General features: G+C 68.8%; 17 protein-coding genes and 1 pseudogene. 12 read left to right on the top strand and 6 right to left on the bottom strand.

Annotation, left to right across the window (positions count from 1 at the left end):
• The first annotated feature begins 22 nt into the window (after positions 1 to 22).
• The 10 genes and pseudogenes from VHP37_22230 (at position 23) to chrA (VHP37_22185) (ending at position 12,665) form a co-directional block, all read left to right on the top strand.
• On the top strand, positions 23 to 2,239 hold the full coding sequence (locus VHP37_22230) for a PAS domain S-box protein (GenBank protein ID HEX2829083.1): 2,217 nt from the start codon (positions 23 to 25) through the stop codon (positions 2,237 to 2,239).
• Between the two features lie 117 nt (positions 2,240 to 2,356).
• Entirely contained in the window at positions 2,357 to 3,232 is an 876-nt protein-coding gene (locus VHP37_22225) for a CheR family methyltransferase (GenBank protein ID HEX2829082.1), read from the top strand.
• 19 nt (positions 3,233 to 3,251) lie between these two features.
• Positions 3,252 to 3,545 (top strand): annotated as a pseudogene (locus tag VHP37_22220) (chemoreceptor glutamine deamidase CheD).
• Positions 3,546 to 3,547: 2 nt separating this feature from the next.
• A complete protein-coding gene (locus VHP37_22215) occupies positions 3,548 to 4,612 on the top strand; it encodes a chemotaxis response regulator protein-glutamate methylesterase (protein HEX2829081.1) in 1,065 nt (354 codons plus the stop codon).
• 203 nt (positions 4,613 to 4,815) lie between these two features.
• Positions 4,816 to 5,136 carry an STAS domain-containing protein gene (locus tag VHP37_22210; protein HEX2829080.1) on the top strand — a complete coding sequence of 107 codons (321 nt, stop codon included), beginning with the start codon at positions 4,816 to 4,818 and terminating at the stop codon, positions 5,134 to 5,136.
• A gap of 9 nt (positions 5,137 to 5,145) precedes the next feature.
• A complete protein-coding gene (locus VHP37_22205; GenBank protein ID HEX2829079.1) occupies positions 5,146 to 6,903 on the top strand; it encodes a fused response regulator/phosphatase in 1,758 nt (585 codons plus the stop codon).
• 54 nt (positions 6,904 to 6,957) lie between these two features.
• Positions 6,958 to 8,037, top strand: a complete 1,080-nt coding sequence (locus tag VHP37_22200) for an HD domain-containing phosphohydrolase (GenBank protein HEX2829078.1) — start codon at positions 6,958 to 6,960, stop codon at positions 8,035 to 8,037.
• 4 nt (positions 8,038 to 8,041) lie between these two features.
• Positions 8,042 to 10,729 carry an ATP-binding protein gene (locus tag VHP37_22195; GenBank protein HEX2829077.1) on the top strand — a complete coding sequence of 896 codons (2,688 nt, stop codon included), beginning with the start codon at positions 8,042 to 8,044 and terminating at the stop codon, positions 10,727 to 10,729.
• 46 nt (positions 10,730 to 10,775) lie between these two features.
• Complete coding sequence (locus VHP37_22190) at positions 10,776 to 11,171, top strand: response regulator transcription factor (protein HEX2829076.1); 396 nt, start codon at positions 10,776 to 10,778, stop codon at positions 11,169 to 11,171.
• 117 nt (positions 11,172 to 11,288) lie between these two features.
• Positions 11,289 to 12,665, top strand: a complete 1,377-nt coding sequence (gene chrA / locus VHP37_22185) for a chromate efflux transporter (protein HEX2829075.1) — start codon at positions 11,289 to 11,291, stop codon at positions 12,663 to 12,665.
• A 173-nt stretch (positions 12,666 to 12,838) separates the two neighbouring features.
• On the opposite strand, the gene VHP37_22180 is transcribed toward chrA (VHP37_22185), so the two are convergent.
• From VHP37_22180 to VHP37_22155, 6 genes are all read right to left on the bottom strand, one after another.
• Entirely contained in the window at positions 12,839 to 13,234 is a 396-nt protein-coding gene (locus VHP37_22180; protein ID HEX2829074.1) for a GFA family protein, read from the bottom strand.
• Positions 13,231 to 13,755 (bottom strand): MAPEG family protein, encoded by a 525-nt coding sequence (locus VHP37_22175; protein ID HEX2829073.1) that lies wholly within the window; start codon positions 13,753 to 13,755, stop codon positions 13,231 to 13,233. The genes VHP37_22180 and VHP37_22175 overlap by 4 nt, the downstream gene beginning before the upstream one ends.
• Positions 13,756 to 13,769: 14 nt before the next feature.
• Positions 13,770 to 15,527, bottom strand: a complete 1,758-nt coding sequence (locus VHP37_22170; protein HEX2829072.1) for an ABC transporter ATP-binding protein — start codon at positions 15,525 to 15,527, stop codon at positions 13,770 to 13,772.
• Positions 15,524 to 17,341, bottom strand: coding sequence for an ABC transporter ATP-binding protein (locus VHP37_22165; GenBank protein ID HEX2829071.1), 1,818 nt, complete (start codon positions 17,339 to 17,341; stop codon positions 15,524 to 15,526). Before VHP37_22165 ends, VHP37_22170 begins: the two co-directional genes overlap by 4 nt.
• Positions 17,338 to 18,504 carry a chromate efflux transporter gene (gene chrA / locus VHP37_22160; protein HEX2829070.1) on the bottom strand — a complete coding sequence of 389 codons (1,167 nt, stop codon included), beginning with the start codon at positions 18,502 to 18,504 and terminating at the stop codon, positions 17,338 to 17,340. The genes VHP37_22165 and chrA (VHP37_22160) overlap by 4 nt, the downstream gene beginning before the upstream one ends.
• 258 nt (positions 18,505 to 18,762) lie before the next feature.
• Positions 18,763 to 19,737: a chromate resistance protein ChrB domain-containing protein gene (locus tag VHP37_22155; GenBank protein ID HEX2829069.1), complete on the bottom strand. Its 975-nt coding sequence runs from the start codon at positions 19,735 to 19,737 to the stop codon at positions 18,763 to 18,765.
• 157 nt (positions 19,738 to 19,894) lie between these two features.
• Here VHP37_22155 and VHP37_22150 point away from each other — a divergent pair, with 157 nt between their 5' ends.
• Positions 19,895 to 20,674, top strand: coding sequence for a hypothetical protein (locus tag VHP37_22150; GenBank protein ID HEX2829068.1), 780 nt, complete (start codon positions 19,895 to 19,897; stop codon positions 20,672 to 20,674).
• A complete protein-coding gene (locus VHP37_22145) occupies positions 20,671 to 21,288 on the top strand; it encodes a family 16 glycoside hydrolase (protein ID HEX2829067.1) in 618 nt (205 codons plus the stop codon). Before VHP37_22150 ends, VHP37_22145 begins: the two co-directional genes overlap by 4 nt.
• Positions 21,289 to 21,447: the final 159 nt, after the last annotated feature.

The raw sequence follows: 21,447 nt of genomic DNA, 5'->3' as shown, positions 1-21,447 counted from the left end.
CGGACACGCATGACGGCTCGACATGAAGCTGAGGAACCTGAAGATCGGCGCCAAGCTCGGCATGGCATTCGGCACGATGATCGTGCTGATGGCCGGGCTGGCCGGCACCTCGGTGTGGCTGATGATCGGCGCGCAGCATCCACGTGCGGCGGTGCGGAATCCCTCCCCGATAGCGGAGATCGGGCGCGCGGCTTGCTCGACGTTGCGCTTCGTGCCGCACACACCACCATCACGTCCCACGCACGGCCGGAAAAGCGGCGAACGCAGCCGTGAAGAATCCTTCCGGCTGCTCGTCGAGAGCGTCAAGGACTACGCGATCTTCATGCTCGATCGCGAAGGTTACGTGCTGACGTGGAATGCGGGCGCCGAGCGCATCAAGGGCTACACGGCCGAGGATATCGTCGGCAGGCATTTCTCGACGTTCTACCCCGCGGCCGCGCTCGAGCGTAACCATCCCCAGTACGAGCTCGACGTCGCCACGCGCGAAGGCCGCTTCGAGGAGGAGGGCTGGCGCGTCCGCAAGGACGGCACGCTGTTCTGGGCCAATGTGGTGATCACCGCGCTCCGCGACGCGGACGGCACGCTGCTCGGTTTCGGCAAGGTGACGCGCGATCTCACGCAGCGCCGGGAGGCCGAGGAATCGCTGCGGCAGAGCGAGGAGCGTTTCCGGCTGCTCGTGGAAGGCGTGCGCGATTATGCGATCTTCATGCTCGATCCGAACGGCTACATCGCGACCTGGAACGCGGGCGCCCAGCGCATCAAGGGCTACGCCGCCGACGAGATCATCGGCGAGCACTTCTCCAAGTTCTATCCGGCCGACGCGATCGACAGCGGGTGGCCGGAGCACGAGCTTCAGGTGGCCACGGCCGAAGGCCGTTTCCAGGACGAAGGTTGGCGGCTGCGCAAGGACGGCTCGCGATTCTGGGCGAACGTCACCATTACCGCGCTGCACGACGACGACGGGCGCCTGCGCGGCTTCGCCAAGCTCACGCGCGATCTGACCGATGCGAAACACGCGCAGGCGCTGCAGGCGAGCGACAGCCATCGCGACGAGATGCTCGAAGCGGAGCGCTCCGCGCGCATGGAAGCGCAGCGCACGGCGCGCATGAAGGACGAATTCCTGGCGACGCTGTCGCACGAGCTGCGCACGCCGCTCAACGCCATCCTCGGCTGGACCCAGTTGCTGCGGCAGTCGCACGCGACCAAGCCCGGAGACGTCCAGCACGGGCTCGAAGTGATCGAGCGCAACGCGCGCGCGCAGGTGCAGCTCGTCGACGACCTGCTCGACCTCTCGCGCATACTCGCCGGTCAGGTACGGCTCGACGTGCAGCGCATCGCCCTCGCCGACGTCATCGCCGCGGCGGTCGAGTCGGCGCTGCCGACGGCCCATGCCAAGAGCGTGCGGCTCGAGAAGCTGCTCGACCCGCGGGGCAGCATCGTCGCGGGCGACCCGGCGCGCCTGCAGCAGGTCGTCTGGAACCTGCTCAGCAACGCGGTCAAGTTCACGCCCAAGGGCGGTCGCGTCCAGGTGCTGCTCGAACGCGTCGATTCGCACATCGAGATCAGCGTCGTCGACACGGGCATCGGCATCCCGCTGCAGTTCCTGCCGCATGTCTTCGAGCGCTTTTCGCAGAAGGACGGCACCACGAGCAGGGACTACGGCGGCCTCGGCCTCGGGCTCGCGATCTGCAAGCAGCTGGTCGAGCTCCACGGCGGCACGATCCACGCGAAGAGCCGCGGCGAAGGCCAGGGCTCGACGTTCACGGTCAAGCTGCCGCTGCTGGTGGTGCACGACGAGCCGGAAACCGGGCGCGCGCACCCGACCCATCCCTCGGAAGGCGAAGCCCTGCTCCTGCCCGGCCTGAAAGGCGTCAGCGTGCTCGTCGTGGACGACGAAAAAGACGCGCGGGAGCTGGTGACGCGCATCCTCGAGAACCAGGGCGCGCGCGTCACAGCCTTGGCATCCGCCGAGGAAGCGCTGCGCGCCATCGAAGTGAACCCGCCCGACGTGCTGGTGAGCGACATCGGCATGCCGGTGACCGACGGTTACCAGCTGATGCGCAAGATTCGCTCGACCGAGGCGAAGGGGCGGCGCCTGCCGGCCCTGGCGCTGACCGCGTTCGCGCGCGCCGAAGACCGCAAGAGGGCCATGCTCGCGGGCTACCAGGCGCACCTGGCGAAGCCGTTCGACACGGCCGAGCTCGTCCTGATGGTCGCCGACCTCGCGGCGCGCCACTGACCGCGGCGGCCGAGCGCCTGGCGGCGTGGGGGGGGGCGGCCCGGAACCGCCCGGTCAAGGTCCGTGCGCCCCGGGCCGTAAACACCTTTTAGAACCCGGAAAATCAGTGGACTATCGATGTACCAGCAGGCCGAGCGGTCCGACGGCGCACGCGAATTCGTCTTCAACGTCAGCGACTTCCAGCGCATCGCCAGGCTCATTTACGAGCACGCGGGCATCTCCCTCGCGGCCAGCAAGCAGGAGATGGTCTACAGCCGGCTCGCCCGGCGGCTGCGGGCGCGCAACCTGACGCGCTTCACCGACTACATCGGGTATCTCGAATCGACGAAAGATCCCGTCGAATGGGAGGCCTTCGTCAACTCGCTGACGACCAACCTCACGTCGTTCTTCCGCGAGCCCCACCATTTCACCGAGCTCGCGCGCTTTCTCGAGCAGCGCCGCAACCGCGCCGAGCCGATCACGATTTGGTGCGCCGCCTCGTCGACCGGCGAGGAGCCGTATTCGATCGCGATGACCGCGGTCGACGTCTGGAAGAGCTTCAACCTGCCGGTGACGATCGTCGCGACCGACCTCGACACCAACGTGCTCGCCAAGGCGGAGTCGGGCGTCTATACCGCCGACCGCGTCGAGAAGCTCGCCCCGGATCAGCTCCGCCGTTTCTTCCTGAAAGGCACCGGCGCGAACGCGGGCTCGGTGCGCGTGCGCCGGGAGCTTCGCAGCCTGATCACCTTCAGGCAGCTCAACCTGCTCGACACGAGCTGGCCGGTGCGCGGTCCCTTCGACGCGATCTTCTGCCGCAACGTGATGATCTATTTCGACAAGCCCACACAGCGCAAGGTGCTGCAGAAGCTCGCGCCCCTGGTGCGTCACGACGGGCTGCTCTTCGCCGGCCACTCGGAGAGCTTCCTGCACTCGGCCGACGTGTTCCGGCTGCGCGGCAACACGGTGTACGAGCTCGCGCCGCCGTTGAAGCTCGCCGCTTCGGGGCGGTAAGGGGCGGTCCGTGTCGAAGATCGCCGAGCTACAGCACGTCGGGACCAACCTGTACTACGATCGCGTGCACGACGTCGAAGCCGTGAAGCTTCTGCCGGGCGAGTATTACGTGACCCACAAGGACATGCTGATCGCCACCGTGCTCGGAAGCTGTGTCGCCGCGTGCATCCGCGACCCGCTGACCGGCGTGGCGGGCATGAATCATTTCATGCGCCCCGACGCGGGCAGCCAGGGCGTGGTCTCGGCGTCCGCGCGCTACGGCAGCTTCGCCATGGAGCTGCTGATCAACCAGCCCCTGAAGCTCGGCGTGCGCCCATGAAAAAGATCCGGGTGGTCGTGGTCGACGATTCGGCGGTGATGCGGCATCTGCTGTCCGAGATCGTCAATGCCGAGCCCGACATGGAAGCGGTCGGCGGCGCGTCCGATCCGCTCGTCGCGCGCGAGATGATCAAGAGCCTCAACCCGGACGTGCTCACGCTGGACATGGAGATGCCGCGCATGGACGGCCTCGAGTTCCTCGAGAAGCTGATGCGCCTCAGACCCATGCCGGTGGTGATGGTGTCGGCCTTCGCCGAAGCGAACTCGCAGGTCGCGCTGCGAGCGCTCGAGCTCGGGGCGATGGAGCTCGTCGCCAAGCCGAAGAACGGCGCCGGCGGGCTCGCCGATTACGCGCACGAGGTGACGGCCAAGATCCGCGCGGCGGCGGTCGGACGCCCGAAAAAACTCCTGACGCCGGCTGTCGCGTCGCCGGGCGCGAAAGTCCCGGCGGCGGCGCCGGCCAGGCCCGCGTGGGCCGACAGGATCATCGTGATCGGCGCGTCCACCGGGGGCACCGAGGCGGTGAAGGACGTGCTCGTGCACATGCCGCCGAACTGCCCGCCGATCCTCGTCGCGCAGCACATGCCCGAAGGCTTCACCAAATCGTTCGCCGCGCGCCTCGATTCGCTGTGCGCGATCCACGTGAAGGAGGCCGACGACGGCGCGCGCGCGCTGCCCGGCCACGCCTACGTCGCCCCCGGACATTCGCACCTGATGCTGAAGAGGAGCGGCGGGATCTACTCCACCCTTTTGTCGAAAGCCGAGCCGGTGAACCGCCATCGCCCGTCGGTCGACGTGCTGTTCCGGTCGGCCGCGCGCTCGGGCGGCGCGCACGTGCTCGGGGTCATCCTCACCGGCATGGGCAAGGACGGTGCGGCGGGCATGGCGGAGATGCACCGCGCCGGCGCCTACACCTACGCGCAGGACGAAGGGTCGTGCGTCGTCTTCGGCATGCCGAAGGAAGCGATCGCCCACGGCGGGGTCGACGAGATCCTGCCGCTCGACGAGATCGCCTCCGCGCTGCTCGCCCGGCTGTCCACGCCCGCCGCGGCCAGACACTGAGGCGCCGCCCGCCTTCGCCCGCCTTTCACCATCCGGTAAATCGGCGACAGACCCCGATAAAACGGGCTTTTTTGCCAAAAAAGCCAAAGAAATCAGAATCCGGAAATCGGGGTCTGACCCCGATCAAGAGGGGACTCAAGGGCGGCTTGCGCCAGCCGTTAAGACAGCAACCCTCATCAATGGCCGCCGCTACACCTACGCCCATGCAAGCCCTGCTCACGACCGAACACCATACCGCGCGTATCCGGCTGACCGGTCGCTTCGATTTCAGCGGCCACCGCGAGTTCAAGCACTGCTACGAGACCGCGTTGAACGAGCCCGCCATCCGCCAGATCGACGTCGACATGAAGGACGTCGAGTACCTCGACAGCTCCGCGCTCGGCATGCTGCTCCTGCTTAAGGACCACGCCGACGCCATGGCGCTGCCCGTGTACCTGCTCAACTGCGGCGGCATGGTGAAGGAAATCCTCGACGTCGCGAACTTCGGCGTCATGTTCGACATGCGCCAAGACGCGAACGGTTAAAGGCCACACATGGAAGTCGCAGCAGCGCAGGTCTCCGCCGTCGCGTCCGCCTCGTCGCACAGCGTACTGGTCGTCGACGACCACCCCCAGGCGCAGGCGCTGCTTTCGCGCTTTCTGAAGCGCATGGGCTACCACGTCGAAGTCGCCGGCAACGGTCTCGAGGCGGTCGAAGCCGTCATTCGCGAGCGTCCGGACATCGTCATCATGGACGTCGAGATGCCGGTGATGGGCGGCTACGAGGCGACCGAGCGCATCCGCGCCGCCGCGCACGAGCGCTGGCTGCCGATCGTCTTCCTGTCCGCCACGCCCGACAGCGGCGCGCTCATCCGCGCGCTCGAGCGCGGCGGCGACGACTACCTCGTCAAACCGATCAGCTACACCGTGCTGCGCGCCAAGATGCGAGCGGTGTCGCGCACCCTGATCCTCCAGCGCGAGCTCGAGGACCGCAGCGCGCGCCTCGCCGCGTATCGCGCGGCGGAAGAAGAGCAGAACCGCCACGCCGAGCACGTCATCCGCCGTCTCGCCAGCCACGACCTCGCGGACGAAGCGGTGCTGCAGCACTGGACCGCGGCGGCCGACCTCTTCAGCGGCGACCTGGTGGCCGCCGCGCGCGCGCCTTCGGGCGTGCTGCACGTGATGCTCGCCGACGGCGCGGGCCACGGTCTCGCCGCCGCGCTCTCGGCGCTGCCCGTCACGCAGCCGTTCTACAGCATGACCGAGAAAGGCTATCCGCTCCCGACCATCGTCGACGAGATGAACGGCAAGATCCGCCGTCTCCTGCCGGTCGAGCGCTTCGTCGCCGCGACCCTGATCGCGGTCGACTTCAAAGAGCAGATCATCCAGATCTGGAACGGCGGCAATCCGCCGCTCGCGATCGTCTCCTACGACGGCAGGCTCCTGCACGTCGCGCGCTCGCGCAACCTCGCGCTCGGCGTCGCGCCGGACAACCTCTTCAGCGCCGAGCCGGAGATCTATCGCTTCGACGAGCCGTGCCAGCTCATCGCGTGCTCGGACGGTCTGTTCGAGGCGGCGGGGTGGAGCGCGAGCGAGTCGGGCGCGAAGCTGCTCGCCGAGCTCGTGGCTGCGAAGCCGCCCGCGGAACGCCTCGCCGCGCTGAAAGAGCGCTGCGTCGAATCGAGCGGCGCCACGGCCGACGACGCGTCCGCCGTGGTCATCACGTGCGTCCCGGGCCATACCGCCGTTCCGCAGACGAGCGCGGGCGAGGGCGCGGCGGTGCGCCACGCCGGCGACTGGCATTTCGACATCGGCCTCTCGACCGAGCAGCTCAAGAGCGTCGACATCGTGCCGATGCTGCACGACGTCGCGAGCAAGATGCACGGCTGGTGCGCGCGCAATACCAAGCTCTTCCTGGTGCTCTCCGAGCTCGTCACGAACGCGCTGGAGCACGGCGTGCTCGGTCTCGAGTCGCTGGTGAAGCTCGAGCCGGACGGTTTCCAGCGCTACATGCAGCTGCGCCAGTCGAAGCTCGCCGCGTTGAAGGAAGGCGTCATCCACGTGCGCATCGCGGGTCTCATGCGCGGCGACCGGCCGATGCTGTCGATCGTCGTCAGGGACAGCGGCGCGGGTTTCGACCACGTGTCGGCGATGGCGCACATGGCCAGGCTCGATGCGCCGTACGGGCGCGGCATCCCGCTCCTGAAGCGCGTGTGCGAGGAGGTGGAGTATCGCGGCTGCGGCAACGAAGTGGAGGTGCTGTTCCCTCTGGACGTGCAGGAAAACTCACAGGGCGAGCCCGCGGCCGACTAAGAAGCCGCCGCCAGCCGACCGTAAACGCAATACCGACAAGCGTCTCGGATCATCATGGACATCGTAATCATCGACGACTCGCCGATCATGATCGCGCTTCTGAAGAAGCTCGTCAGCGGCCTCGCGGATTGCAAGCCCTATACCTTCACCAGCGGCGCGTCAGCGCTCGCGTGGTGCACCGACAACGATCCGGACCTCGTGATCGTCGACTACCTGATGCCCGAGATGGACGGCATCGAGTTCGCGGTGCGCTTCCGCGGGCTGGCCGGCAAGGCGGACACCCCGGTCCTGATGGTCACCGCCGCGGAAGACCGGGAGCTGCGCCACCGCGCGCTCACGCTCGGCATCAACGACTTCGTCAACAAGCCGTTCGACCAGATCGAGCTCACCGCGCGCGCGCGCAACATGCTCGCGCTGCGCGCTTCGCAGAAGAAGCTCGCGAGCCGCGCGCTGCTGCTCGCGGACGAGGTGGCGAAAGCGACCGCGGAGATCTCCTCGCGCGAGCGCGAGACGCTGCTGTGCCTCGGCAAGGCCGCGGAGCACCGCGATCCCGAGACGCACGAGCACATCATGCGCATGTCGAACTACTCGGCGATCGTCGGCAAGCGCATGAGCCTGTCGCACGACGAGTGCGAGCTGCTGCTGCTCAGCTCGCCGCTGCACGACATCGGCAAGATCGGCACGCCCGACAACATCCTGCTCAAGCCCGGCCGGCTCACCCCGGAAGAGTTCGAGATCATGAAGCTGCACACCGTCATCGGCAGCAAGATCCTCGAGAACAGCGCTTCGCCGATCCTGCAGGCGGGCGCGATGATCGCGATCTCGCACCACGAGAAGTTCGACGGCAGCGGCTACCCGTACGCGAAGAAGGGCAAGGACATCCCGCTCTTCGGGCGTATCGTCGCGGTCGCCGACGTGTTCGACGCGCTGACCAGCGAGCGTCCGTACAAGAAAGCCTGGGATCTCGACCGCGCGACCGGCCTCATCCGTGAAAGCCGCGGCGGCCATTTCGACCCGGACGTCGTCGATGCGTTCTTCGACGTGTTCGACGAGATCCTCGACATCAAGGCGCGCTATCGCGACGCCGACATGCCCGAGCCCGAGCAGGCTCCGGCCGAAATCGCGATCGCCTGACGCCGTGAAAACCGCAGCCGCACCTGCGGAAGCCCCGCCCCCGAACCGCCTGCGCAAGACAGGTACGCTCGCGGTGCTGGAGGCCGCGGCGTTCGTCATCGGCCTCGCGTTCTCGGCGTTCCTCGCGTACTGGGCGATCCAGCGCAACGAGGTCGACGACGAGCGGCGCTTCGAAAGCGACGCCCAGAGCGCTTCGCACGCGATCGAGCTTCGCATCCGCAGTTACGAGGAGATGCTGCGCGGTCTCGCCGCGCTCTTCGACGCTTCGGGCGAGACCACGCGCGAGAGCTTCCATGCCTACGTGCAGTCGCTGCGCGTCGTCGGGCGCTATCCCGGCGTGCAGTCGCTCTCCTTCGGCCGCTACCTGCAGCACGAGCGCGGGCTCCCGCAAGCGGTCGCCGGCGTACCGTCGCCGCGCGTGATCGAGGTCGACATCGAGGGCGCCGAGCCGGACTATCTCACGATCGATTATCTGGAAGTGCTGAGGAACGGCGTCTCGACGAGTCCCAATCCCGTCAACGACGAGCTGCGCCGGGAGCAGGTGAGGCGCGCGGTGCTCACCGGCCAGCCGACCGCGTCGGGGCCTCTGACCGGCGACAGCGTCGGCCCCAGCGTGTCGCTGCGCTTTGCGGTGTACCGGCCCGGCACCGTCCTGGACACTCCCGAGGCGCGTCGCGAAGCCGCCCTCGGCGTGGTGGGCGCGACGTTCAGCGTAGACATCCTGATGAAGACCGCGATGAGCGCGCCCGAGCTCGCGCGGCTCACCTTCCGTCTCCAGGACGCGGGATTCCGCGATCGCGCCGCGACCGTGTCCGCGCCGCCCGTGCCCGTGTTCGACTCGACCACCGCCGATCGCGCGGGCCTGTCGTTCTTCGGCGGGCAGCACGTCGGCGAGTACGAGCTGACCGTCGGCGGCCGCCGCTGGCTCGCCCGCATCACCGCGCCGCGCGAGCGCCTGACGTTCGAATACATCGCGCTGCCGCTCATCGGCTTCGCGGTCGGTCTCGTGTTCACCGCCCTGCTGTGCGCGCTCGTGCGCGCCCTCGGCCGCTCGCGCATCCGCGCGCTCGACATCGCCGAGCGCATGACGCGCGACCTGCGCGCGTCGGAGGCCGAAGCGAAGAAGCTCGAGGAGCGCCTGACGCTCGCGCTCGACGGCTCGGGCCTCGCGATGTGGGACTGGGACATCGCGTCCGGGACGATCTTCCTGTCCGAGCGCTGGGCCGAGATGCTGGGCCAGCCGGCGGCGCCGACGATGACGACGCTGGACGCCTTGAGCAAGCTCACGCATCCCGACGACCTCGCGAAGGTCGACCGGGGCCTGCGCAACGCGGTCAAGGGCATCGCGTCGATCTATCACATCGAGCAGCGCATCCTCGTCGCCGACGGGACGTACAAGTGGATCGAAAGCCACGGCAAGGTCGTCGCGCGCGACGAGCAGGGCCGGGCGCTGCGCATGAGCGGGACCAACGCCGACATCGAGAGCCGCAAGCAGCGCGAGCACGCGATGAATCGCCAGGAGGCCGAGCTCAAGCTCGCGAAGAACGCGGCGGAGGCGGCGAACCACGCCAAGAGCGAGTTCCTCGCGAACATGAGCCACGAGATCCGCACGCCGATGAACGCGATCATCGGCATGACCGGGCTGGTGCTGGACACCGAGCTCAGCGCCGAGCAGCGCGGGTACGTCGAGACCGTCCGCGGATCGTCCGAGGCGCTGCTGCGGATCATCGACGAGGTGCTCGATTTCTCGAAGATCGAAGCCGGCCGGCTGACGCTGGAGAAGCTCGACTTCTCGCTGCGCGAGTGTGTGGGCGAGACGATGAAGCTCATGGCGGCGCGCGCGAAAGAGAAAGGCCTCGCGCTCGAAATGCGCATCGCCGACGAGGTGCCCGATCGGCTGCGCGGCGATGCGTCGCGCTGCCGCCAGGTGCTCGTGAACCTGCTCGGCAATGCGGTCAAGTTCACGCACCGCGGCGAGATCGAGGTGGCGGTCGACCTCATCGCGGCCGACGATACGAGCGCCTGGGTGCACTTCGCGGTGCGCGACACCGGCGTCGGCGTGCCGAAAGAGAAGCAGCGGATGATCTTCGACGCCTTCGCGCAGGCGGACGCGTCGACGACCCGCGAGTACGGCGGCGCCGGCCTCGGGCTGACCATCTCCTCGCGCATCGTGTCCGAGATGGGCGGGCACATCGCCATCGAGAGCGAGCCGGGGCGGGGCAGCACGTTCCATTTCACGGTGCGCGTGGAGCGCGGCGCGGAGCCCGAGCAGGCGCCGGCGGAAACGCCGCGCGCGCAGCCCGAGCCCGCCGGTGCGCGTGCGCTCAACCTGCTGCTCGCGGAGGACAACGTGGTCAACCAGAGGCTCGCGCTCAAGCTCCTCACCACGCGCGGTCACACGGTGCAGGTCGCGAACAACGGCCGCGAGGCGCTCGAGGCGGCGCAGCGCCAGCGCTTCGACGCCATCCTCATGGACCTGCAGATGCCCGTCATGGGCGGCATCGACGCGTGCAGGGCGATCCGCGCCGCGGAGAGCACCGGCGCGCGGGTGCCGATCATCGCGGTGACAGCTCACGCGCTGGATCGGGACCGGGACATGTGCTTCGCTTCGGGCATGGACGGCTTCGTCACCAAGCCGGTGCGCATCGACGTGCTCATGTCCGAGCTCGAGCGCGTCGTGCAGCCCGCGTAATGCGAGCGTCGTAACCGTGGGCGCGCCTGGAGTATCATTCTTCGCCATGTCCGAGAAGCCACAAAAAGAGGGTCCGTTCACGATCGCCGTCGCCGAGGACAACGCGGTTGTCCGGGAGGTGGTTCGCGGCATCATCCGCCAGGACAAATCGCTCAAGCTCGTGGGCGAAGCGGCCAACGGCCAGCTGGCGCTCGAGATGGTCGGCACCCACAAACCCCAGGTCCTCTGTCTCGACGTGCTCATGCCCGGGATGGACGGCATCGCGGTGCTGCGCAAGATCAAGGAAGACCACCCGGACACGCGCGTCATCATCGTGACGGGGCAGGCCACCTCCGAAGTCGTGAAGGAAGCGCTCTCGCTCGGCGCGCACGGCTTCGTCGTCAAGCCGTTCAACGCCGACAAGCTGCTGCGCGCGATACACGCCGCGATCGCCGCGCATTGACGCCGCCGCCGCGGCGCTGCTAGCCTCACGCACGCGGGGATTGCGGCCTCCCCGTTTCAAGATGCCCCCGCATCCAAGGCCCGCTCTGGACAACTGCGTCCACAAGGAGCGGCTTCGATGTCACAGTCCATCGCACCTGCAGTCGCGCCCACGGCCGAACGCCCGTCGTCGATCTCCTTCGCCGAAGCTTTCTGGTTCTGGCTGAAGCTCGGCTTCATCAGCTTCGGCGGCCCTGCGGGGCAGATCGCGGTCATGCACCAGGAGCTGGTCGAGCGGCGGCGCTGGATCTCGGAGCGGCGCTTCCTGCACGCGCTCAACTACTGCATGGTGCTGCCCGGTCCCGAAGCGCAGCAGCTCGCCACCTACATCGGCTGGCTGATGCACCGCACCTGGGGCGGCATCGTGGCGGGCGGGCTGTTCGTGCTGCCGTCGCTCTTCATCCTCATCGCCCTGTCGTGGATCTACATGGCCTACGGCAATGTGCCGACGGTCGCGGGCATCCTCTACGGCATCAAGCCCGCGGTGACCGCGGTCGTGGTGTTCGCCGCCTATCGCATCGGCTCGCGCGCGCTGACCAACGCGGTGCTGTGGGCGATCGCGGCGGCGGCGTTCATCGGCATCTTCGCGCTGCGCCTGCCGTTCCCCCTGATCGTCGTCGGCGCGGGGGTGATCGGCTACGTCGGCGGACGCTTCGCGCCCGCGAAATTCCAGACCGGGGGCGGTCACGGCTCGGGTGAAAAGAGCTTCGGCGCGGCGATCGTCGACGACGACACGCCGACGCCGAAGCATGCGCTGTTCTCGTGGGCCCGGTTCGCGAAAGTGGTCGCGGTGGCGCTCGTGCTGTGGGGCGCCGCGATCGGCGCGCTGTTCGCCGCATACGGCTGGGATGCGACCCTCACCCGGATGGGCTGGTTCTTCAGCAAGGCGGCGATGCTCACCTTCGGCGGCGCGTACGCGGTGCTGCCTTACGTCTATCAGGCGGCGGTCGAGGATTACCGGTGGCTCGACGCGGTGCAGATGATCGACGGGCTCGCGCTCGGCGAGACTACGCCCGGACCGCTCATCATGGTCGTCGCCTTCGTCGGCTTCGTGGGCGCATGGCTGAAGGAGGTGTTCGGGCCGGATGCGCTCTTCCTCGCCGGCGCGATGGGCGCGACGGTCGCGACGTACTTCACCTTCCTGCCGAGCTTCGTCTTCATCCTGCTCGGCGGGCCGCTCGTCGAGACGACCCACGGTCAGCTCAGGTTCACCGCGCCGTTGACCGCGATCACCGCGGCGGTCGTCGGCGTCATCCTCAACCTCGCGGTGTTCTTCGCCTACCACGTGCTGTGGCCGGAAGGCTTCGGCGCCGCGTTCGAATGGCCCACCGCGATCATCGGCCTCGCCGCGTTCGCCGCGCTGTGGCGATTCAAGGTCGGCATCATCCCGGTGATCCTGGCGTGCGGGGTGGCTGGTCTCGCGTGGACCTTCCTCGCGCCGATGGCGGGGTTGTAACCGATCGTCATTCCCGCGAAGGCGTCCTTTAACCAGCGCGCATTCAGCGTCGGTCGTCGCCAGGAAAGTCAAAATGGATTCCCGATCACTTCCGCTACCGCGGGTCGGGAATGACGGGCTTGGGTGCGCGTTCGCCCTTCGATTTCGCTTCGCTTCCCTCAGGGCGAACGGGCTTAGTCGAAAGCGGGGACGGCGCTGATGTCCTGCGACCACGGCAGCGCGGAGCGGCACCAGTTGCGCTTCGCAGGCCGAAGCTCCGCGCGGCGGTCGAGGCAGCCGACGCGCAGCGAATAAGCGGCCGGCTCGTCGCTGTCGGCGCACGAGTACACCGGCGTCCCGCACTCGGCGCAGAACGCGTGCCTGCGCCGGGTGCCGCTGTCCGCGGTCTTCACGTAGACCCGGGGCTGACCCGACAGTCGAAACGACGCCGCGGGCGCATGCACCGACACGCGAAACGCCGACCCGGTCAGCATCTGGCAGTCGGTGCAGTTGCACACGTTGGTGCTCGCGGGGTCGACCTCGGCTTCGTAGCCGATGCGGCCGCAATGGCAGGAACCTCGAACTTTCATGACGGCGCTCCCGTTAAGAGCTGATAGAGGACGTACGCGATCATTCCCCCGTTGAGATAAGCCGTCGCCGCAAACCCGGGCGCGCGATAGAGCGGCTGGATGCGATAGCCGATCCAGAACGCGGCGCGCGCGGCCACGAACACGATCGTGCACGCCCACACCGCTTGCAGAGCGTCGAGAGGCGCGACCGCGCTCAGCGCGAGCGACGCGACGGTGAACACCAGCGTCTGCTGCAGCGTGTTCTCGGTGACGCGCCCGTCGATCTCCATCGAGGGGCTCTCGGCGTGGCGCGTGGGGTCGATCGCGTCGCTCAGGAAACGCGAGTTGCCGATGGTGACGATCATGACGAAGAGCGGCAGCAGCGCCACCACGTTCGCCTGCAGGGCGTAGGCGATGCGCTCGGCCGTCACGTCGTCGATCGGCGGCGCCGGCAGGAGCCTGGTGAGCCCCCAGACGCCGAGCGCCATCACCGCGATCCCGCTCGCGGCGCCTTTCGCGACGATTTTCTGTTCCGGCTTCATATCCCCGACCCATGTTAGCGCGCGGCCGCCTCCGCACGCCAATCCCAGCCGGCCGCTTCCAGCTCGACCAGCGCGGCGAAGCGTCCGCCGCGCGCGATCAATTCGACCGGCGGCCCTTCCTCGACGATGCGGCCGCCGTCCATGAGCACGACCCGGTCCGCTTCCCGCGCCGTCGCCAGCCGGTGGGCCACGGTGAGCACCGCGGTGCCCGTCGCGAGCGCGGTCGCGCGCAGCGCATCGCGCAGCGCCGCCTCGGATGCGCCGTCGATGAACGACGTCGCCTCGTCGAACAGGAGCACCGAGGGCCGGCGCACCAGCGCACGCGTGAGCGTCAGCAGTTGCTGCTGGCCGGCCGAGAGCTGGACGCCCGGCCCCCCGCCGGCGCCGCGCAGCACGGTCTGATAGCCGTCGGGCAGCGCGGCGATGAACGCGTGCGCCCCGGTGATGCGTGCCGCCTCGTGAACGGCCGATTGCGGAACGCGCGCGTCGCCGAGCGTGAGATTCTCGAGCACCGTGCCGCCGAAGATCTGGGTCGCCTGCGGCACGATGCCGAACACGCGCGGCCTGTCTTCGTCGGCGAGCGCGCGCGGGTCGCGTCCGGCGACGAGCACCGAGCCTTGCGACGGCTCGTACAGCCCGGCGAGCAGATGCACGAGGCTGCTCTTGCCGGCGCCGGTGCGTCCGACCAGCGCGACGTGCTCGCCGGCGGCCACCCGCAGCGTCACTCCGTGCAGCACCGGCGCGTCCGGCCGGTACCCGAAGACGACGCGCTCGCAAACGATGCCCGAGCTGCGCTGCGGCGGCGAACCCGCTGCGGGCGTCTCCGGCGGGAGCGACAGCACCTCGAAGATGCGCTCCGCGCCCGACAGCGCGCTCTGCACCGTCTGCCATTCGTCGCCGAGCGCGGTGACGGGCTGGAAAAAACGCTGGAGCAATAGCGCGAACGCGGCGAGCGTGCCGATGGTCACGCCGAACGCGCCCGCGGGCTCGCGCGTGCCGATCCAGAGCAGGAACGCGATCGCGCTATAGGTCATCAACGCCGTCAGCGGCGGATACAGCGAGCCGTAGATGGTGGAGCGGTTCGATGCCTCGAGCGCGCGCTCGAGCACCTGCCTAAAACGTGCGACGAAGCTCGCCTCCCGCCCGAACGCCTGGATCGCCTCCACGCCGGACAGCGTCTCCTGGAGATGAGCGTTCATCTCGCCGACCGCCTTGCGCGCGGCGCGCTCCGCGTCGCGTATGCGAACCTGGAAGTAACGCGTGATCGCGACGAGCGGCGGCAACGACACCGCGGCGGCCAGCGACAGCAGCGGCGAGAGGACGATCATCGCCACGGCGATCGCGACGAGACGGAACAGGTTCGCGACGAGCGCGGCGATGCCGCTCGTGAACACGGTGTCCAGCGTATCGACGTCCGCGGTGCAGCGGCTGATCACGTCGCCGAGCGGCGTATGGTCGAAGTAGCGCGCGGGCAGGCGCTGGAGATGGTCGAAGAGGCGCACCCGCAGCCGGCTCAGTAGGCCCTGTGCGACCGCTGCCGCGAGATAGCCGTAGACGAACGCCAGCGCCTGTCCCAGCGCCATCGCGGCGAGATAGAGCAGCGCGAGCGCGAGCAGGCCTTCGCTGCGCCCGGCCGCGAGGTGATCGTCGACGATCCAGCGCATGAGCACCGGCGGCAGCAGCTCGAAGGCCGCGCCGGCGAGCACGAGCGTCGCGATCGCGATGAGCGTGCGGCGGCTCGGCCGCACGAGCTCGGCGAGTTGAGCTTTCAAGCCCGCGCCTGCGCCCGGTAGATGCGCGCGTAGAGACCCTCGCGCGCCATCAGCGCGTCGTGGGTGCCGCGCTCTTCGATCCTGCCGCGGTCGAGCACCACCACGGCGTCCGCGTGCCGGAACGCGGCGAGACGCTGCGAGCACAGCAGCACCGTTGCCCGGCGATGCGGCGGCTGGTCGGGGCCGAACGCGCTGCGCAGCGCAGCGACGATGCGCGCCTCGGTCTCCACGTCGATCGCGGAGAAAGGATCGTCGAGGACGAGCAGGCCGGGAACGTCCGGCGCATGGGCGGCGATCGCGCGCGCGAGCGCCAGCCGCTGCTGCTGTCCGCCGGAGATGCGCACGCCGCGCTCGCCGATGAGCGTATCGGCGCCTTCGTGGAAGGCGGCGAGGTCGGCATCGAGCGCCGCGACGCCGATCGCCGCCGCGATCGATTCCGCCGGCGCGGCGGCATTTCCCATCGCGACATTCGCGCTCACCGCCCCCGAAAAAAGCTGCGGGTGCTGCGGCAGGTAGCCGACGGCGCCGGGCTCGCGCTCGACGGCGGAGCCGTCGCTGGCCGTGAGCAGCACGCGGCCCGATTCGATCGGATAGAGGCCGAGCAGCGCGCGGGCGAGCGCGCTCTTGCCCGATCCTACCGGTCCGGTGACCGCGACGAAGCTGCCGGGCGGCACATCGAGCGAGAAATCGACGAGCGCGGCGCGTGCAGCACCCGGGTAGCGGAACGTGAGGCGCTGCAGCGACACGCCGAGCGGGCCGCGCGAGCGGCGCCGCGGCGTGGTCTCTTGCGCGTGCAGGCCCGCGATATGACCGGCTTTGAACGACGCGTATCGAGGCTCGCCCGTCATGCTCAGCGCCGGTGCGAGCATGGTCTCGAGACGCGCGTACGCCGCCGCGCCGCTCTGGATCGAATTGACGAGCTGCGGGATGCGGAAAGCGCGCTCCGCGAAGCGTACGAAGAGCGCGAGGTAGGCGACGAAGACGCCGACGCTCATCGCACCGCTCGTCACACGCTCGCCGCCGTGCCAGATCACGATCACGATGCCGGACATCATCAGCGTGCTGTAGAGCGGGGGCAGCCCGAGGCGCAGGCGCGCGGCGGCGAGGTTGCGCTGCGCGAAGTCGTGCGCGGCGCGATCGACGACGCCGGTCGCGGCCGCGCTGCGTCCGAAGAATCGCAGCACGCGAAATCCCGACAGGAGCTCCTGGATCGCGGCGGTGAGGGCGGCGTTCGCTTCCCTCGCGCGCGTCGTGCGCGCCGAGACCCACCGGCCCGACGCGTGCGCGATGAGCATCGCGACCGGCACCGGTGCGAGCGCGATCAGCGAGAGCGTCGGATCGATGACGAACATCGCGACCACGAACGAGCACGAGAACAGCACCGTGTCCCACGTCTCGACGGTGAACTCGCGCACGCCGACGCCGAGGACCTCGACGTCGCTCACGATGCGCGAGAGCTGATCGCCGATGGAGGTCCGGTGCAGGTCGGCGAGCGGCCGCGACAGCGCGCCGCGCAGCGCGTCCGCGCGCAGGTCGGCGCGGATGCGCGCGTTGGCGGTGATGAGCCACCAGCGCTTGAGCACGCGCGGACCTTCGGTCAGCAAAGTGCCCCCGACCAGGAGCAGCACGGCGAGCGTCATCGCGTGCGCCGTCGTCCGGCCGCGCTCGAGCTCGAGCGCGGTGTCGATCGCGCGGCCGAGCAGGATCGCGGGTAGCACGACGGCGGTGTTCATGACGATGCCGGCGAGCGATCCGAGCACGAGCGCGCCCGCGACGTGGCGGAAGTAGGGACGCAGCTTCCAGAGATAGGTCACGCGTAGGCCGCTGCCGCGCGCACGCCGATGCCGAGTAGCCCCGAGCCGAGGATCAGCGGGAGCGGCGATACGCGCCACATCACCAGCGTCGCGGCCGCGAGCGCGAGGATCAGAGCGGCGTAGGCGTCCTGCACCGCGTGCGGAAACAGCTGGGCGAGTGTGACCGCGAGACAGCCGATCACCGCCGGGCCGATGCCGCGGATCGCGGCCTTGAGCCACAGCAGGTGCTCGAAGCGCTCGAGCACCGGCATCAGCGGCAGCACGAGGAAGAACGCCGGCGCGAAGATGCACAGCGCGGCCACGATCGCGCCGGCGATCCCCGCGAGCTTGTAGCCGACGTACGCCGCGATCATCACCACCGGGCCCGGCGTGAGCTGGCCGAGCGCGAGGCCGTCGAGGAACTCGCGCGAGGTCAGCCATTGCATGCGGTTGACGACCTGCTCCTGCACGAAGACGATGATCGCCATGCCGCCGCCGAAGGTGAGCGCGCTCACCTTGAGGAAGAACGCGGCGAGGTTGAGCAGCGTCGGCGGCGCGCCGTCGGCGGCATCGCTCGCCGCTGTGAGGTCGGGGGAGAGAAGATGGACGCACGCCCAGAGCGCGATCACGACTGCGCCGGCCGCACCGCCGTACGCGCGCGAATGGTAGAGCGCGACACCCGCGCAAGCCGCCAGCAGCAGGATGGGCGCGACGCCGACCTTTGTTCCCGCGAGCAGCAGCGCGGCAACGACCGCGAGCGCGATCTGCGGGCGGTCCTTCAGCGCGCTCCTGCCGAGGCGGTAGACGGCGGCTCCGAATATCGCGAGGACCGCGGCGCCGATGCCGCCGAGCGCATCGCGCACCGCGCCGACCTCGCCGTAGGCCGAATAGAGCAGCGTAAGGCCCATCAGGATGAAGAACGCGGGCAGTATGAAGGCGAGCCCGGCGAGCACGCCGCCGGTCCACCCCGCGCGCTCGTAGCCGATGAACACCGCGAGCTGCACCGCCGGCGGCCCGGGCAGCACGTTCACGAACCCCATGCCTTCGAGATAGCGCGCGTCGGTCAGCCAGCGCCGCTTGCCCGCGATCTCGGCGTACATGATCCCCGTCGTCGCAGCGCCGCCGTAGCTCACCGCGCCGAGCTTGAGAAACACCGCGGCGAGCTCTTTCCAGCGCTGCATCATGTGCGGTCGCCCATGTTCAATTCAAAAGCATTCAACACGGAGGACACGGAGGAAAAGCCGCGGGGGGCACGGAGGAAAGATTGTCATCGCGAGCCGCCGTAAGGCGGCGTGGCGATCTCGTGACGCACGTTCCGCGTTCGCAACGGGATGGCTTCGTCGCACTGCTCCTCGCAATGACAGCTTGGCTTTCCTCCGTGCCCTTCGTGTCCCTCAGTGTCCTCCGTGTTCAAGCTTTGTTTTTGCTTTTTCGTTGTGCTCCTAAGCCTGCGACGGTTCAATGGCGTACGCGCGATAGAGCAGGTCGAAGATCTTGCCCGCTTCGCGAGCCATCTCGTCGTCGCTCTTCGCCCTGGTCTTGAGGCCGGTGAGCAGCGTCTCCAGCCCTTTGGCGTCGGGCACCGCGATGCCGCCCACGTCGAGGAAATGCACCGCGGCGCCGATCGCCGCGAGCGCCGCGTCGTCGGCGAGGCCGAAGCTCGCGAGCAGCACTTCGTAAGTGACGCGGTTGCCCGCGTGCGTGAACTCGGCGCCGTCGAAATCGAAGCCGACGGCGCGCTTCGGGCAGTCGGCGGGACGCTCGATCCAGACGAGCTTCGCGTCCTTGTCGATGAAGCGGCGGATGAGCCAGGCGCTCGCGAGGCGATCGACCCACGGCGCTTTGCGCGTCGCCCACGTGCGGCCGCGATACTTCGCCGGCTCGAGCTTGCGCACGCGCGATGCCGATGCGTGCGGCTCGTCGCCTTCATAGAGGTAGCGCGCCTGATGCTCGATGGCGGTGAGCGCCTCGCGCGCCTGCGCTCGCGCTTCCCCGGGATGGAAATCGACGGCCGCGATGTCGTCGAAGGCGCGGCGCAGGCGCTGCACCGCGGTTTGCGCCTTGCGCTCGCCCAGCGTCGCGAGCCTGGCCTTGTGGCGCGTGATGGCGCCGACCAGTGCTCCGTAATCGGCGCTGCGGTCGAACAAGGCGTCGGCGTGCGCGCGCTGTTCCGGCGTCGACAACACGAGGTCGACGGTCATCGCGAAGCCCCCGGCATTGCGCGCTTCGGCTTCGATGCCTTCGAATTCCGCCGTCTGGGGCGCGGCCGCGGGAAGGATGTAGACCCCGTCGCGCAGCACGCCGCAGCCGGTCGCCTTGAGGGCGCGCCACAGGCGCATGCGCACCGTGGAGTGACCCGTGGGCAGGCTGAGGAGAAGGGCCCGGTACGTCTCGGCGGCGCCGACCGGCATGTCCATGGATCGTGGTCCTCCAAAAATAGTTGTTGATGTAATCACAATGCTGTAGTAATGTCACGAAAAATCGGGCAGGCAGACGCCCGGTTACCCCAAGGCATTTCGCCCAAGTCTGCTGCGCCCCGGCGGTCGTCCGGGATCCCGCGTGCGAGGTGGCGAAATGCGATCCAGCCCTTCTTCCTTTTTTTCATCGACCCTGGCGTGGCGTTCGGTCGTCGCGCTGCTCGTATCGGCATGGATCGAGGCCGCATACGCGCAGTCTGTCGCGCCCGAACCGCGGCACCTGCTCGACCGCCGCCTGCTGCAGGCCGACCCGGATGACGGCGTGCTGCGCGTGCGGCTCGACGCGCGGCGCGCGCGCCTGTGGGTGCTCGACGTCGGCCGCGTGCACGTCATCGACCTCGTGACGAACCGGCGTATCCGCACCGTCGAGCTGCCGAACTGGATGTTCTCGACCCATGAGGACATGTGCCTGCCCGATCTCGCGATCGACGAGGACGGCGCGGCGTTCGTGTCGGACAACATGCAGCCCAAGCTCTGGCGCATCGCCCCCGCCGATTTCTCGATCCGCGAGCGTGTCGTGAGCCGCGACGCGTATCGCGAGCTCGATGCGGGGTTCACCGCGCTCGCGATCGGCGAGGGCGGCGTCATGTTCGCGGCAATGTCCGCGCCGGGACTGCTGTGGCGCATCGACACCGACCTGTTCCGCGCGGAGAATGTGCCGCTCGCCACCCGCATCCCCGGCGTGTGCGGGCTCGAAGTCGCGCGCGGCGCGCGTTCGCGCGACATCACGCTCTACGCGCTCGGCGGGCGCGATCGCCACACCGTTTCACGGATCACGCTCGCTCGCGGCGGCACGGCCGCCGTCACGCCGATACGCCAGACGCGCACCGGCGGTATCGACCTGAAGGCAGTCGGTTCGCCGGGAGCGGCGCGATGAAACCTTGCGCATTCGTCCTGCTGATGGGGGTGGCCATGCAAACCTTCGCTGAAACCGAGAGCTTCGACAAATCCGGCGCAGGTGCCTTGCCCCCGGGATGGAAAGCCGGCGTGACCGGCGAAGGCCAGCCCGTCTGGGCCGTCACCGCGGACGCGAGCGCGCCGAGCGCCCCCAACGCGCTCGTGCAGCGCGGCAAGGGGACCTTCCCGTGGTGCGTGAAGGAAGGCGCCTCGCTCGCGGACGGTTACGTCGAAGTGAAGTTCAAGCCGATCTCGGGCAGGGAAGACCAGGCGGGGGGCGTGGTGTGGCGCTGGAAGGACCGCGACAACTACTATGTCGCGCGCGCCAACGCGCTCGAGAACAACGTCTCGCTGTACTACACCGCCAACGGGCGGCGCAACACGATCAAATACGTCAACGCGCCGGTGCCGGGAAACGTATGGCACACGCTGCGCGTCGAGTTCTCCGGCGCCGCCATCCGCGTCGCGCTCGACGGCAAGACCTATATCGACGTGAAAGACACGCACATCGCCGGCGCCGGCGCGGTCGGCGTCTGGACCAAGGCCGACAGCGTCACCGCGTTCGACGACTTCTCATGGGGCGAGAAGCGTTAGGGATCCGACCCCGGCGGCGGCGGGTATCGCTGGGGTCTCGATAGCGATTCGCCCTGGCCGATCTTCGGAATACCCGCTTCAGGCGTTACCGCACATCCCGGTGGCCGCGGCGGCCGGTCCGCAGCCTCAAGCACGCCACGGCAGGGTCGATATACCGGA

Source organism: Burkholderiales bacterium, assembly GCA_036262035.1.
Classification (GTDB): domain Bacteria; phylum Pseudomonadota; class Gammaproteobacteria; order Burkholderiales; family SG8-41; genus JAQGMV01.
The sequence above is the reverse complement of the archived record's forward strand: the minus strand, read 5'-3'. Positions and strand labels throughout refer to the sequence as shown.